The organism is Streptosporangium nanhuense (genome assembly GCF_059358815.1).
Window position 1 is genome coordinate 1 of record NZ_JCADBG010000143.1, and the last position, 537, is coordinate 537.

A 537-nucleotide genomic window follows, 5' to 3' on the forward strand; every position below is an offset into this window, starting at 1 on the left:
GCTGGCCGGGCTGCGAGCCGTCGCCGAGGAGCTGCCGGGTGCGGGTGTGGTGCGCGGGGTGGCCGGGGACGAGCCCAAGCTGGCGGTGTTGTTCACCGGTCAGGGCAGCCAGCGGGCCGGGATGGGCCGTGAGCTGTACGAGCGGTTCCCGGTGTTCGCCGAGGCCTTGGACGAAGTGATCGCCGAGCTGGATCCGCTGCTTGAGGGGTCGTTGCGTGAGGTGCTGTTCGGCGAGCGGGCGGAGGCGTTGGATCAGACGGGGTGGGCGCAGCCGGCGTTGTTCGCGCTGGAGGTGGCGCTGTTTCGGTTGGTGTCTTCGTGGGGTGTGAAGCCGGGGGTGCTGGCGGGTCATTCGGTCGGGGAGATCGCTGCCGCCCATGTGGCCGGGGTGTTGTCCCTGGGCGATGCGTGCGCCCTGGTGGCGGGTCGGGCGCGGTTGATGCAGGGGTTGCCGGTCGGTGGGGCGATGGTGTCGGTGCGGGCGTCGGAGGAGGAGGTCGCGGCCCTGCTGGCGGGCCGCGAGGGCGAGGTGTCGAT

1 protein-coding gene is annotated in these 537 nt (G+C 72.1%); it reads left to right on the forward strand.

What is annotated here, in order from left to right:
- Window positions 1–537: acyltransferase domain-containing protein (locus AC5L38_RS44395; RefSeq protein ID WP_495248856.1), on the forward strand; the 537-nt coding region annotated here is incomplete at both ends.